This window comes from Dielma fastidiosa, from assembly GCF_000313565.1.
Classification (GTDB): domain Bacteria; phylum Bacillota_I; class Bacilli_A; order Erysipelotrichales; family Erysipelotrichaceae; genus Dielma; species Dielma fastidiosa.
This window is the reverse complement of sequence record NZ_HE578924.1, coordinates 327,439-342,373: the sequence shown is the minus strand read 5'-3', so window position 1 is coordinate 342,373 and position 14,935 is coordinate 327,439. Positions and strand designations below refer to the sequence as shown.

Genomic DNA, 14,935 nt, shown 5'->3' with positions numbered 1-14,935 from the left:
CATATACTTTTAGGAGGAGTTTTTGGTATGCATCAGGATATGAAGAAAATACTAGTGAGTGAAGACCAAATCATTGCCAGAAGCAAAGAGCTTGGCAAACAGATTTCTGAGGACTATACTTGTGCTAAGGAATTACCGCTGGTAGTAGGTTTATTAAAAGGTTCTGTGCCTTTTCTGGCAGAACTGATCAAACACATCGATTTAGATGTCTGCATCGATTTTATGGATGTATCTAGCTACGAAGGAACCGAGTCAATCGGTGATGTGAAAGTGAACATGGATTTAAGCAGTTCAGTGAAAGGCATCCCGGTTTTACTTGTTGAAGATATTATTGATACAGGAAGAACTTTAAAAGAAGTGACACGCCTGTTGAAAAATAAGGGCGCCAGTGATGTTAAGGTAGTATCCCTGCTTGATAAACCTGACCGCCGTACGGTTGAAATTGAAGCTGATTATGTCGGCTTTGTGGTACCGAATGAGTTTGTTGTTGGTTTTGGTTTGGATTATGATCAGAAATATCGTACTTTACCATATGTTGGTGTATTAAAGGATGAAGTTTATCAATAAAAAAGAAAGTAGTAAAGGAGGTTAACAATGAAGAAAAAGCGTTTTATTAATATAATACCGTATTTATTAATATTGCTGGTTTTCTCTAGTTTGCTGAGCTATTCCTCAACAAGCAATACGACGCGTTTTGCTTATAATGAGTTTGTAGCCCGCGCTGAGAAAATGAATTTCGGTGATACGAATATCTCAATTGGCCGAGCTAAATTGGATATCAGCGGTTATTATTATGATGGCGAACAAAAGGTTGCGTTCTCAGCAAGTATTCCTAATACTGATGAGAATTTAGCATGGGCAAAGCAGGTGCTTGATGAGGGTACCGGCGCTGATGGCCAGCAGGCAAACAAGATTACGATTACTGACCCTAACGAAAGTAATTATTGGTTAGATGCGCTGCTGAATATTGTGCCGTTGGTAATTCTGATCGGCGCCACTGTATTTTTATTTTCTAAAATGAATGCCGGCGGTAATAAGCAGGCGTTTGAGTTCACGAAGTCGAAAGCTAAAATTGAAGGGAACATCAAGGTTCGTTTTAAGGACGTTGCCGGCTGTGATGAAGAAAAAGAAGAAGTTAAAGAAATTATTGATTATTTGAAGAGTCCTAAGAAATTTGCTGATATGGGCGCCCGTATTCCAAAGGGTGTACTGATGGTAGGTCCTCCGGGAACTGGTAAAACATTATTGGCAAAGGCGGTTGCCGGTGAAGCTGATGTGCCGTTCTTCTCGATTTCAGGTTCTGATTTCGTTGAGATGTTTGTCGGTACTGGTGCGAGCCGTGTCCGTGATATGTTTAAAAAGGCCCAGCAGACAGCGCCTTGTATCGTGTTTATCGATGAAATTGACGCGGTAGGCCGTCAGCGTGGAGCTGGTATGGGCGGCGGCAATGATGAACGTGAACAGACACTGAATCAGCTGCTTGTTGAAATGGATGGTATTGGTGAAAATAAGGGTATTGTAATTATCGCTGCTACCAACCGTCCGGATGTTCTTGACCCGGCACTGCTGCGTTCTGGCCGTTTTGACCGACAGATTACGGTCAGCCTGCCTGATAAAAAAGGCCGTACAGAGATTCTTGAAGTTCATGCGAGAAATAAAAAACTGGCACCGGATGTCAGTCTTGAAAATCTTGCGAAGCGCTGCCCTGGCTTCTCAGGTGCAGATCTTGAGAATGTATTAAATGAGGGTGCTATTCTGGCGGTTAGAGATGATCGCAAGATGATTACAATGGATGATCTTGATGAAGCCATCGACCGTGTAATGATGGGACCAGCAAAGAAATCAAAAACTTATACACCAAGTGAAAAGAAATTGGTTGCCTATCATGAAACTGGGCATGCTATTATCGGGTTAAAACTGGAGAATGCAAATATTGTTCAAAAAGTTACGATTATTCCTCGCGGCAATGCCGGCGGCTATAACTTGATGACACCAAAAGAAGAGAAGATGATGCCGACAAAGACAGACTTCTTGGCCAAAATCACTGGTTATTTAGGCGGCCGTGTTGCTGAAGAGTTAGTATTTAATGAAATCAGCGCCGGTGCCAGCAATGATATTCAGGAAGCAACGAAGATTGCTAAGATGATGGTACGTTCTTATGGTATGAGCAAGCTGGGGCCGATTCAGTATGATGATGGCAGCGGCAATGTATTCCTTGGCCGTGATTACACAAGCGGCAGTAACTATTCAGGTGAAATCGCTTATGAAATCGATAAGGAAGTACGCAATATCATCAATGAGTGCTATGAACGCGCTAAACTGATTATTCAGGAAAACCGCGCTCTGCTTGATTTGATTGCTAATACGCTGCTTGAAGAGGAAACACTGACGAATGAGCAAATCATGAATCTGGTTAACTACGGAAAGGTTAGTGCTCCTGTGAAAGAAAATCTTGATGAGAAACCGTCTACTGAGGTAAGTGAACAGAGTGAGGTTGTTGACAGTCTGGATCATGTACCAAATGTTGAAAACATCGAAATCGATGAAGAGACGATGATTACTACACCGACTGATGAGCCGGAAGGACCGGTTAAGGTTGAAGAGGGTGTAGATAAGGATCCTGTTGCTCCTAAAGACACAGAAGAATAAATCATAAAGGTGCGCAGGCACCTTTTGTCTGTAATTGAGATAAAGGAAAAGGAAGTGAATATATGGAAGATACTTTAATAAAAGCACTGGCTTGTGAGGGCCGTGTGCGTGTAATCATTGCCGCTTCAACTAATCTGTGTGAGGAAGCGAGAAAGCGTCATGACTGCTGGCCGACAGCGGCAGCGGCTTTAGGCCGTGTGCTGACAATTGGTTCAATCATGGGCAGTATGCAGAAAAATCAAGATGAAAAGCTGACAATTCAGATCAATGGCGGCGGCCCAATCGGAACTATTTTGGTAGATTGTTTTCCAGATGGCAATGTGCGCGGCTTCGTCTCTGATCCGCATGTGCATATGACCTATAATGACACGGGTAAGCTGGCGGTAGGTATTGCGGTTGGTAAAGAAGGAACGCTGAAGGTGATTCGTGATTTAGGAATGAAAGATGATTTTGCTGGCACTGTGAATCTGCAGACTGGAGAAATCGGTGATGATTTCGCATACTATTTCACCGTCAGCGAACAGACACCTTCAGCAGTCAGTCTCGGCGTATTGGTAGATACGGATAATTCCGTGATTGCGGCTGGCGGTCTGTTGATTCAGATGCTGCCGGATGCGATTGAAGAGGATATTGAGAAGGTAGAAGCGATTGTCAAACAGCTGAAACCAATGTCTGCCTTGATCCATGAGGGAAATAGTCCTGAGGATATCCTTCATCAATATTTTGATGATATTGAAATTCTTGAGAAGCAGCCGATCCGTTTCACATGCAGCTGTTCAAAAACAACAATGAAGCGGGCCTTGCTGACGTTAAGTAAGGAAGAACGCCGTAAACTCATCGAAGAGGATCATGGCTGTGAAATCACTTGTCACTGGTGCAATGAGCATTATACATTCAGTGAGGATGAACTGATAGATTTAGAAAATTTTTATGAATCAGTAGGAACAAAACATGTGGAAGATCAGAAACATATCCATTGATAATCAAATTGTTATTGCACCTATGGCAGGCATCAGTAATCCGGCATTCCGCAGTATCTGCAAGAAGTTTGGCGCTGGTTTGATTTATACTGAAATGGTATCTGATAAAGCAATCTGCTATTCAAATACGAAGACAATCGATATGACACAGGTGAATGAGGATGAACATCCTTTAACGATGCAGCTGTTTGGCCATGATATTGAAAGTATGGTGCAGGCGGCGGTATTTATTGATACGCAGACGGATTGTGATATTTTAGATATTAATATGGGCTGTCCGGTTAATAAAATTGTGAAAAGTGATGCGGGCAGCGCATTGATGAAAGATCCTGAACATGCCGCTGAAATTGTGCGCGAGATCGTTAAGCATGTGCAAAAACCTGTTACGGTAAAAATGCGCGCGGGCTGGGATAAGGATTCAGTGAATGCTGTTGAATTCGCGCTGATGATGCAGGATGCCGGTGCCAGTGCTTTAGCGGTTCATGGGCGTACCCGCAAACAGATGTATGAAGGCAAAGCGGATTGGCATATCATTAAAGCGGTTAAGGATGCGGTATCAATACCCGTGATGGGAAATGGTGATGTGACTTCACCGCAGCTTGCGAAACAGATGTTGAATGAAACAGGTGTGGATGCGGTAATGATCGGCAGAGGTATACTTGGTGATCCATGGTTGATCCGGCAGACGGCTCATTATCTTCAGACAGGAGAACTGCTAGGTGATTCTGATATTGATGAAAAGTTTGAATTAGCAAGACAGCATGCGCAGTCATTAATTGCGTTAAAAGGTGAAAATGTGGGCATGAAAGAGATGCGCGGCCATGCTTCTTGGTATATGAAGGGCTTAAAATACAGTCATCGTGTAAAAGATTGCATTTCACAAATGACTACTTACGAAGAATTTGTTATAATATTAGAGAATTATAAACAGTCGCTCATAAATGATGAGTGGAAATGGTTAGATAGGTAGGAAAAATATATGGAACAAAACAATGAAACAACTCTCTCGCTGACTGAACAAGAAGCAGTCAGAAGAGAAAAATTGAAGTGGCTTGAAGAACGCGGAGTTAAGCCGTTTGGTGAACGTTATGATCGTACTTATAAATCAGGGGAGCTGAAAGGTAAGTATGAGAATTGCACGAAAGAAGAGCTGGAAGAGCTTGATCTGAAGGTGAAGATTGCCGGTCGTATCATGACGCGCAGAAATCAAGGTAAAGTTGGTTTTATGCATATTCAGGATATCGACGGACAGATTCAAATCTACGTGCGTAAGGATGCTATCGGTGAAGAGGCATTTGAAATCTTTAAAAAGGGTGATTTAGGTGACATCGTAGGTATCGAAGGTACTTTGATGAAAACGAATCATGGTGAATTGACTATTAAGGCTGAGGTGTATACGCATTTGGTTAAGGCATTGCGCCCGCTGCCTGAGAAATTCCACGGTCTGCAGGATGTTGAGGAGCGTTTCAGAAGACGTTATGTTGATTTGATCGTTAATGAAAGTTCTAAGAAAATCGCGCTGACACGGCCAAAGATTATTCGGGCGATTCAAAATTATTTAGATGGTCAGGGTCTTGTGGAAGTTGAAACGCCAGTGCTGCAGCCTATTTTGGGCGGTGCCGCGGCACGTCCGTTTGTAACTCACCATAATACACTGGATATGGATTTCTATCTGCGTATTGCGACTGAGCTGCCATTAAAGCGTTTGATTGTCGGCGGTTTAGAAGGTGTTTATGAAATTGGCCGTCTGTTTAGAAATGAAGGTATGGATGCGACGCATAATCCTGAATTTACGACGGTTGAGGCTTATGTGGCTTATTCGGATTTGAATGGCATGATGGATCTTGTAGAGGGTCTGTTTAATGATTTGGCTGTGAAAATCTGCGGTACAACGGAAATTGAGTATCAAGGCACAGCGTTATCATTGAAGGCACCATTCAGACGCGTACATATGGTTGATGCGATTAAGGAAGCATGCGGTGTTGATTTCTGGCAGGAAATGACATTGGATGAAGCTAAGGCTTTGGCTAAGGAGCATCATATTGAGGTTGAAGCACATCACACAGGTGTGGGTCATATTATTAATTTATTCTTTGAAACATATTGTGAAGAGAAGATGATTCAGCCGACTTATGTATATGGACATCCAGTGGAAATTTCACCGCTTGCTAAGAAGAGCGAGAAAGATCCTCGTTTCACAGATCGTTATGAATTATTTATCTGTGGTAAGGAATACGCAAATGCGTTCTCTGAATTAAATGATCCGATTGATCAGCGTGAACGTTTTGAAAAGCAGGTTCGTGAAAAGAATCTGGGTAACGATGAAGCTAGTGAGATGGATACCGATTATGTAGAGGCGTTGGAATATGGTATGCCGCCAACGGGTGGTGTTGGTATCGGTATTGACCGTACGGTTATGCTGCTGACGAATCAGAGTACGATTCGTGAGGTATTGCTGTTCCCGCACATGAAAAATAAATAAGGAGTTTATAAATCATTAAAGGATGAAGAAAGCCCGTTATAATCGCATGTTTTGCAATTTTGCGGGCTTTTTTTGTGGCTGTAGAAGAAGGAAGTTACTAAATGAAAAAGCGTTCGCTCTTAATTAAGAGAGTGAATGGTGTTTAACTGTGATATTTATTGATCATATGAATTTATATAATAATTAACTCTTCATTCAGTTTATGCTCGGTTGGGAAAATAAAAACCATTTGATATTTTCTTACTTAACAATATTTAGGATTTTCTGATAATGTTAATGTTTTTGCTCTTTTATTCGTTAGTAGATGTGAAGTTTTCCGTCTTTATAGCCATACTTGCTTGTAGATTGCAAAATTAAGCTTTTGTACTCTTTAATGATACTTTGTTCCTTCAATTTTCATGGATCGCAAAAGCTCTAGTTTTAGTTCATGGTAAACCAGAAGAATGTTTCAATCCACAAGAGCCATATGACTCTCGACAAATTTCAAAATTTAGTATAATGAGGGTACAATAATTTCAATCCACGAGAGCCATACGACTCTCGACGCTGAATTATTTGTACGATAGCTTAAAAGAAATTATTTCAATCCACGAGAGCCATACGACTCTCGACAATTTTGATGAGAAAATTATATTATGGATACTTTATTTCAATCCAACGACTCTCGACCTGATTATTTTAATGTTCCGATTGAGTATTTTATGATTTCAATCCACGAGAGCCATACGACTCTCGACAGCAAAAATATACATAATATGATAAAAAAAGCCTAATTTTTCGGATATTTTATAGAGTTCATCATAATTTAGAGGATAAAATGATGTTTTTTTTCTTATAAATATTGGCATGATTTAATGCATAACGCATACTGCTTAGGGTTTTGCTCCACCGGTTGGTACAGATAACCGATAAATAGCTGATGGGTTTTTAGCAAATGCTTTACATTCCAAGGAAATTTTTTCTCTGAGATTTGAGATGCTATTAAATTGCTTAAGAGAATCTTCGAGATTGTTACATAATTGGTGCCAAGGAAGAGTAAAATCTTGCAATGTTGATTTAGTTTCTCTTTTGCCACAGAAAATTGCTGTATCAATACGATCAGCATCAATTAAGATTGACAAAAGCATACGTGCTAGCAGACCTAATGAAAAAGAAGGACTTAATTTATTTGCTTCAAATTGTTGTCGTAATACTTTTACCTCTTGAATTGCTTTTTCGAACTCTGTATCGATTTCTGTCATAGAAATATTGCTATTATATAAATTTTTAACTACTTCTTCAAAATCTAAATTTTCTGAATTATCAATCCTGCTGTTAAATACATCAATGCCATCTGGTGAGAGGCAGTCATTTAAACCATGATGAGATAATATGGCATATGCGATTAATTGGACTGTAAGTTTTTGATAATCATCGTTTTTATAGTATCGACGATAAATGAAGATGGCACCGGCTGAACTGTGATTGATTTTATTTGCTTTATTGCCGTCTTGAACAGTATATATATAATGTTTGAAAGCTATCCGCCATTTTCCTAAGTCATGAAAAAGTGCAGAAATGTATGTAAGAGAACTTATTCCTAATGGTTCTCCCAAAATTCTTGCAACATGTGCAGTTCCTTTTAAATGTTCTAATACAGTTTGCTCTTTTATATGGTTGCTTTCCGTTTTCGTGATATGTGCAATCATAAAAACCCTCCTTTTATGTGAAAGATACAGGCTTTTGGATAACGCTTTTTGTGATAGAAAACACTGTAATTAGAATAATTAAATATAAAAGCTTTCATTAAATTAATAAAAAAATTCTTTCATTACAACCAAAATTGAATTTGGTTTATTATGAAGCAATTCTTTTACTAGTTGAATATACAATAAACATTTTTTCAATCCGCAGGTTATATGCCCTGACATTTATATCATAACACTAATTAATATAATTTCAATGTATGTTGTATATAGATTGCAATTCATAAAGTAACAGTTTGAGAAATTAAAAATAAAAATACTTTTCAGAATTTATGTGTTCTTGAAAAGTATTTTTTCTATTTATTCAAAAAAGCTTGCAAAGATCCTAAGATTAAAATAAATCTTAAATTTTTACCAGACAAAATTCATACAAATTATGCTATGATTATACTATGTTAGAAGAAATGCGCAATATAGAACAACAAATAGATATAGAACGGCTATCTAAGAATATGGATGCTATTTTCGTACTGGCTAAAAAGCTGAAGGATTTAGCTGAAAATGAGCGTGATGATTATTACATGGCGGTTGCTTGTTACTATATAGCTAATTATAATTTAAATAAAGGTAATTATCAGGAGGCGCTTGATTTTGCTCTTGATGGGATTACTTATGGAGAAATTATATCTGCTAATTTTTATCTTATACAATTAAATAACTTAGTTGGAATGATTTATGGAACCTTGGGTGATGAGGTTAATTCTGTACAATATACATTAAAGGCATATTATATTGCGAAAATGAATAATGTAAATCGTTCGGTTTATATACTCACTAATAATTTGGGCGTGCTTTTTTATGATTTACAGTATTATGATATTGCTTACGAATATTTCCTTGAAAGTTTCAAGGAAAGAGGCATTACTGACAGCAGCTTATTGAAGATTAATGATGGTTTTAATATTATTAATCTAGTTGGGTGCAGTCTGCATTTACACAAAATGGATGATTATAGACAATGGATGTCTTATTTGGAAGTGTATAGAGAGAAATATACTGAATTTACCGTAGAAGATGATTATCTATTATATCAAGTTTATGAGGCGTATTATGCTACAGATTATCAGTTGATGATTGAAAGAATATATCAGTTTTTGAACCTATGCAGTAAGGACCTGGATCAGCTGCACACTTATAAGGATATGGTACAAATATTCAAATTGTGTGTGGAGGCAGGTTTTGAAGAATTAAGTAATGTCTTGCTGGAACAGCTGAATATTTATATGAAGCAGTATCCTGAGTATAAACGTACATCAAGACTTATGGAGTATTACGTTGAGTACAGTATAAAATTCCGAAAGGAACAGTTAAAGGAAGTGCTCTTTAATTATTATGTTTCTAAGAAAAAGGAAGATGAGGCTTGGAAGCGTGAAATGAAGTCTACATTAATAACTAATATCAATATGGAAAAGATTGTCTATGAGCAGAAAATTATTCTAAAAACCAATGAAGAATTAAGAAAAAATATGGAGTTAGAAGAGTTTACTCGAGTGCTTAATAAAAATGCTTTTACTAATTATGTAAAAGCAGAGCTGGAGATGATGCATCAGGATCAATATATGGCATTGTTTATCGTTGATATTGATAAATTTAAAAATATTAATGATACATTGGGGCATTATTATGGTGATCAGGTATTGATACAAATTGTTGAGGCTATCAAAAAGAATTTGCGTGATAATGATTATTTAGGTAGAATTGGCGGCGATGAATTCAGTATTTTTATGAAGAATATTTTGTCAATGGACTACCTGAATGAGAAGACAGAGAATATTATGAAAAGTATTCAGAGTATTGCCGGTGAATGTCAGGTCAGTGCCAGTGTGGGTCTCAGTGTGATATCACAGAAATGTGATTTTGAAAGCTTGTTTAAGACAGCAGATGAGGCGATGTATGAGGCGAAAAATAATGGCGGCAATCGTTACTGTCTGAAGATGTTGGATGAATAAAGATAAACAGTTGTTATATAATGTAAGAATTAATAAGGATTGATCACTGTTATTAACAGTTATTAATTCTTTTTATTTTTTAAAATATCATAAAAAAACATACATAATTGTTTGATTAGATAAGAGTATTACTAGATTAATTAATACAAAAGAATTATAATTGGAGAAAGGTGATTATATGGATAAAATAAAAAAAGAATAATAAGATTTAATGAAGAACGCGATTGGGACCAATTTCATAGTCCTGAAAATTTAGCCAAATCTATTGCTATAGAAGCAGGAGAATTATTAGAATGTTTTCAATGGAATTCAGCATTTAGTAAAAATGCGGTTTGTGAAGAATTAGCTGATGTTATGATTTATTGTATGCTGTTAGCTGATAAACTTGAGGTAGACATCGAAGAAATTATATTAGATAAAATCAAGAAAAATGAGGAAAAATATCCTGTCGATAAATGTAAAGGAAGTAGTAAAAAATATACAGAAATATAGGGGTAACATATGGGAAACATCAAAACCTTCAAATTTAAAGCGACTGAACTAGATAATATAAAAGCTGTTCCTTACTGTATGAACTGGCCGGTTGTCTATATTATTAACAATAATTCAGAAGCATATATTGGCGAAACAGGGAATGCTATTATACGTTTCAAGCAGCATTTGTCAAATAAAGAAAGAGTAAAGTTAAAAGAAGTCAGCGTTATTTATGATGAAGAATTTAATAAATCTGCTTGTTTAGATGTAGAATCTTTATTAATTTCTTATATGTCAGCAGACGGTATATATAAATTGCAAAATGGAAATTTAGGGCAAAGTAGAGATCATGAATATTATCAAAGGAAATATTATTTAGATAAGTTTAATGAGATTTGGCATGATTTAAGACGTAAAGGTTTGGTTAAGCATGATTTAGCAATTATTAAAAATTCGAATTTATTTAAATTCTCTCCTTATAAAAGCTTAACAGAGGATCAATATAACACCGTATATAAAATTATGAATGATTTGTTCAAAAAAATTCAGACGAACGAACCAGCCGCATTTATAGTAAACGGTGGTGCTGGCACAGGGAAAACTGTATTAGCTATTTTTTTAATGAAATTAATTAATGATGTAATGTCTAAAGAATTAAAACAGAGTTATTTAGATTATCTTGAAGATAATGAATTGTATGAGGAAGGTTTTATTGATGCTTTACTGAATTTGAAAAATAAACAAAAGTTAAAAATAGCTTTAGTTATACCAATGACATCATTACGCAAAACCTTAAAAATGGTATTCAGAAACATAAATGGATTAAAACCCTCAATGGTTATTGGGCCAAGTGAAGTTTTGAAAGATAATTATGATTTAGTTATTGTTGATGAAGCGCATAGACTTAAGCGACGCATAAATCTGTCTGGCTATGCTCAATTTGACAAAAATAACAAAAGCTTAGGTTTAAGTAATGATGGAACAGAATTGGATTGGCTAATGAAATGCAGCAAATATCAGATCCTGTTTTATGATAAAACGCAAAGTGTTAAACCTACGGATATACGCAGAGAATGTTTTGAACGTATCAATGAACAAGAGGAATCATTTCAATATAATTTGATTTCACAATTACGTGTAGAAGGTGGCGTTGAGTATATTGAATACATTGAGCAATTGCTTGGTGATGCAGAGAATATTCAAGTAAAAAAATTTAGTAATTATGATTTTCAACTTTATGATGATCTAGATTCTATGATAAACGCCATTAAACAAAAGGATAACGAGTTTGGCTTGTGTCGAAATGTAGCTGGATACGCATGGAAATGGCGTACAAAGGGGTTATCTTATAAAGAAATTATTTCAAATAAACTATTTGATATTGAAATTAATAACGTGAAGTTAATATGGAATACAGTTGGACAAGATTGGGTTAACTCTCCTCATGCTATTGATGAAATAGGCTGTATTCATACGGTTCAGGGATATGATCTAAATTATGCTGGTGTGATTTTTGGCCCAGAGATTACTTATGATGAAAAGGCGCAAAGGATTCAAATAAAAAAAGAAAATTATCATGATATGAATGGGAGCCGAGGTATTCATGATGAGAAGGAATTGCATGAGTATATAATTAATATCTATAAGGTATTAATGACTAGAGGAATTAAAGGCACTTATGTATATGCGTGCGATGAGAAATTAAAAAGTTATTTTAAGAAATATATTTAAAATTATGATTTTTAAAGGAGCAAGATTCTATGTGTCAAGCAGATATTGAAAATGGATTAAAGACAGCTTTTTTAGATTATAATCATACCTCAAGCCTTTTATATAGACCACAATTTATTTTCAACGATTATAAAGCTGGAAGAAAAATGCTTGTTTCTATAGAAGAAGAGTTAAAACGCTGTGATGAATTTTTTATTAGTGTTGCTTTTATTACGCAAAGTGGAATTACACCATTGTTACAAACGCTAAAAGAACTGGAAAAGAGAAATGTACCAGGTAGAATAATGACAACTGATTATCTTTCTTTTAGTGAACCTGAAGCTTTAAAAAAGTTAGGTGAATTAAATAATTTAGAATTAAGAATTTTTAATGTTGATGAACATAAAGTTGGCTTTCATACAAAAGGCTATATATTTAGGGAAAAAGAAATATATAAAATTATAATTGGAAGCTCAAACCTTACGGCTGCTGCTTTAACTAAAAATAAGGAGTGGAATACAAAATTTGTATCAACGAATAAAGGTGAAATTACTAGTGAAACACTAAGTGAATTTAATAAGATGTGGGAATCATCTAAACCGTTAAATCAATATATAAGTCGTTATGAAGTTATTTATAAAGAAAGAATTGCATTATTGAATCAAGAAAAAACTTTCAATAACAAAAATGAAATATTAAAGCCTAAGCCATTACAAGAAAAGATAATTATCAATTTACAAAAATTACTAGAAAAGGGGGAAGATAAAGCATTATTAATATCTGCAACCGGAACGGGTAAAACATATGCTTCAGCTTTTGCTTTAAAAAAACAAAATTTGAAACGTGCATTATTTGTTGTACATCGTGAACAAATAGCCAAACAGGCTTTTAATAGTTATAAAAAAGTATTCGGATCTTCAAAAAGCTTTGGCTTATTGACAGGAAATGAAAAATGTTATGATTCAGATTTTGTTTTTGCTACAATGCAAACTTTATCCAAACCAGAAATTTATTTTAATTTCAAACCTAATGCTTTTGATACCATTGTGATAGATGAAGTACACCATGCAGGAGCCGCTAGTTATCAAGTAATTATGGACTATTTCAAACCTCAATTTTGGCTTGGTATGACGGCAAGTCCAGATCGTCCTGATGGATTTGATATTTATAAACTTTTTAATCATAATATTGCTTATGAAATACGACTTCAAAAAGCACTTGAAGAAGATATACTTTGTCCATTTCATTATTTTGGTATTACAGATATACAGATAGGTAATGAAATAATTGATGACTCTATTGGATTGAGAAATTTTAATTTCTTAGTGTGTGATCATCGAGTCGATTATATAATTGAAAAAGCAAATTATTTTGGTTATAGTGGGGAAAGTTTAAAAGGTCTAATATTTTGTAGTACAAAAAAAGAAGCAAAATTATTATCAGAACAATTCAATTTGAGAGGTTTTAAAACAAAAGCACTTACAGGTGAAGATAGTCAAGAAGAACGAGAGCTTGCAATCGATCGTTTAGTTTTAGATGATGGACAGGATAAGTTAGATTATTTATTAACAGTTGATATATTCAATGAAGGTGTAGATATTCCAGAAATAAATCAAGTCATTATGCTCAGACCAACTGAATCACCCATTGTTTTTGTGCAACAGTTAGGTAGAGGGTTAAGAAAATGTGAAGGTAAGGAATATGTTGTTATTTTAGATTTTATAGGTAATTATAAAAATAATTTTATGATTCCTATGGCATTATCAGGCGATAGGAGCTATAGCAAAGATACTATAAGACGATATGTGCTAGAAGGGTCAAGAACATTACCAGGTAATTCGACCATACATTTTGATGAAATATCAAAGAAACAAATACTAAAAGCAATCGACAATATGTCTACTAAAAAGAAATTATTAGTTGAAAAATATATTAATTTAAAAAATAAATTAGGAAGAATTCCTAGTATTCTTGACTTTTATTTATATGGTGATATAGATCCTTTAATTCTTTTAAATTATTCGCAAACATATCATCAATTTCTGCAATCTGTTGAAGATGAATATACATATCAATTTACTGTTAGAAAAATTAGCGCCTTAACTTTTGTATCGTCTTTATTAGTAAATGGTAAACGACCTCATGAACTTTTGATATTATCTAATTTAATGAATTATCAAAGGGTAGATTTGACAAATGTGAGTAAAGAATTAGTTGATGAATATGATGTTTATGTAACAGATAAATCAATGACATCGTCTGTTAACTTATTGTTTAAAAAATTCATTAACACACAATCAGAAAAGAAAAAATATGAATCAGTTAATTTTATTGAATCTATAGATAAATCAATATATAAAATAGGAAATGAATTTTTTGATGATTTAAAGGATCTTGCTTTTAGAGAGCAGATGTTTAATTTAATTGAATTAGGATTAATTAGATATCGTGATTTATATCAAGGAAAAACTGATTTAAATGGTCTTGTTTTATATGCAAAATATTCTCGTAAGGATGTATGTAGAATTCTAAACTATGATCTTGATGAAAGTTCTACATTATATGGATATAAAATTAAAAATTCAACATGTCCTATTTTTGTTACTTACGAAAAAAAAGATGATATTACAAATAGTACAAAATATGAAGATCGATTTGTTAATGATCGTGTGTTTAGTTGGATGACACGCAGTTCAGTTTCCCTTAGTTCTAAAGAATCTTTACAACTCATCAATTGGAGAGAAAATCAATTGAAAATTTATTTATTTGTAAAGAAAAGTGATGGAGAAGGCACAGACTTTTATTATTTAGGAGAAGTTAAGCCAATTGATTGGCATGAAACTACTATAAAAAATGATGCAGGAAGGGTTTTACCTATAATGAATTTTGAATTAGAATTAAAAGATGCGGTAAGGGAAGACATTTATGATTATTTAATTAATTAGA

Annotated in this window: 10 protein-coding genes; 9 read left to right on the top strand and 1 reads right to left on the bottom strand. The window is 34.8% G+C overall.

The genetic code is table 11. The features are described from left to right. The first annotated feature begins 27 nt into the window (after window positions 1–27). From hpt to lysS, 5 genes are all read left to right on the top strand, one after another. Complete coding sequence (gene hpt, locus DAHG_RS05140) at window positions 28–567, top strand: hypoxanthine phosphoribosyltransferase (protein WP_022937263.1); 540 nt, start codon at window positions 28–30, stop codon at window positions 565–567. Between the two features lie 27 nt (window positions 568–594). Continuing rightward, window positions 595–2,649, top strand: coding sequence for an ATP-dependent zinc metalloprotease FtsH (ftsH, locus tag DAHG_RS18865; protein WP_022937262.1), 2,055 nt, complete (start codon window positions 595–597; stop codon window positions 2,647–2,649). Between the two features lie 62 nt (window positions 2,650–2,711). After that, complete coding sequence (gene hslO / locus DAHG_RS18860) at window positions 2,712–3,629, top strand: Hsp33 family molecular chaperone HslO (protein ID WP_022937261.1); 918 nt, start codon at window positions 2,712–2,714, stop codon at window positions 3,627–3,629. After that, window positions 3,601–4,599 carry a tRNA dihydrouridine synthase DusB gene (dusB, locus tag DAHG_RS05125; protein WP_022937260.1) on the top strand — a complete coding sequence of 333 codons (999 nt, stop codon included), beginning with the start codon at window positions 3,601–3,603 and terminating at the stop codon, window positions 4,597–4,599. Before hslO ends, dusB begins: the two co-directional genes overlap by 29 nt. A gap of 9 nt (window positions 4,600–4,608) precedes the next feature. Continuing rightward, window positions 4,609–6,111, top strand: a complete 1,503-nt coding sequence (lysS, locus tag DAHG_RS05120; RefSeq protein ID WP_022937259.1) for a lysine--tRNA ligase — start codon at window positions 4,609–4,611, stop codon at window positions 6,109–6,111. Between the two features lie 872 nt (window positions 6,112–6,983). Here the strand turns inward: lysS and DAHG_RS05115 are convergent. Continuing rightward, window positions 6,984–7,799 carry a CRISPR-associated endonuclease Cas3'' gene (locus tag DAHG_RS05115; RefSeq protein ID WP_022937258.1) on the bottom strand — a complete coding sequence of 272 codons (816 nt, stop codon included), beginning with the start codon at window positions 7,797–7,799 and terminating at the stop codon, window positions 6,984–6,986. 449 nt (window positions 7,800–8,248) lie between these two features. Here DAHG_RS05115 and DAHG_RS05110 point away from each other — a divergent pair, with 449 nt between their 5' ends. The 4 genes from DAHG_RS05110 to DAHG_RS05095 all read left to right on the top strand — a co-directional run bounded on the left by DAHG_RS05110 (window position 8,249) and on the right by DAHG_RS05095 (window position 14,934). Next, window positions 8,249–9,805 carry a GGDEF domain-containing protein gene (locus tag DAHG_RS05110; protein WP_022937257.1) on the top strand — a complete coding sequence of 519 codons (1,557 nt, stop codon included), beginning with the start codon at window positions 8,249–8,251 and terminating at the stop codon, window positions 9,803–9,805. Window positions 9,806–10,003: 198 nt separating this feature from the next. Continuing rightward, window positions 10,004–10,297, top strand: a complete 294-nt coding sequence (locus tag DAHG_RS05105) for a nucleotide pyrophosphohydrolase (protein ID WP_026880820.1) — start codon at window positions 10,004–10,006, stop codon at window positions 10,295–10,297. A gap of 9 nt (window positions 10,298–10,306) precedes the next feature. Then, on the top strand, window positions 10,307–12,010 hold the full coding sequence (locus DAHG_RS05100; protein ID WP_022937255.1) for a DUF2075 domain-containing protein: 1,704 nt from the start codon (window positions 10,307–10,309) through the stop codon (window positions 12,008–12,010). A 29-nt stretch (window positions 12,011–12,039) separates the two neighbouring features. Continuing rightward, complete coding sequence (locus DAHG_RS05095) at window positions 12,040–14,934, top strand: DUF3427 domain-containing protein (RefSeq protein ID WP_022937254.1); 2,895 nt, start codon at window positions 12,040–12,042, stop codon at window positions 14,932–14,934. Window position 14,935 lies beyond the last annotated feature (1 nt).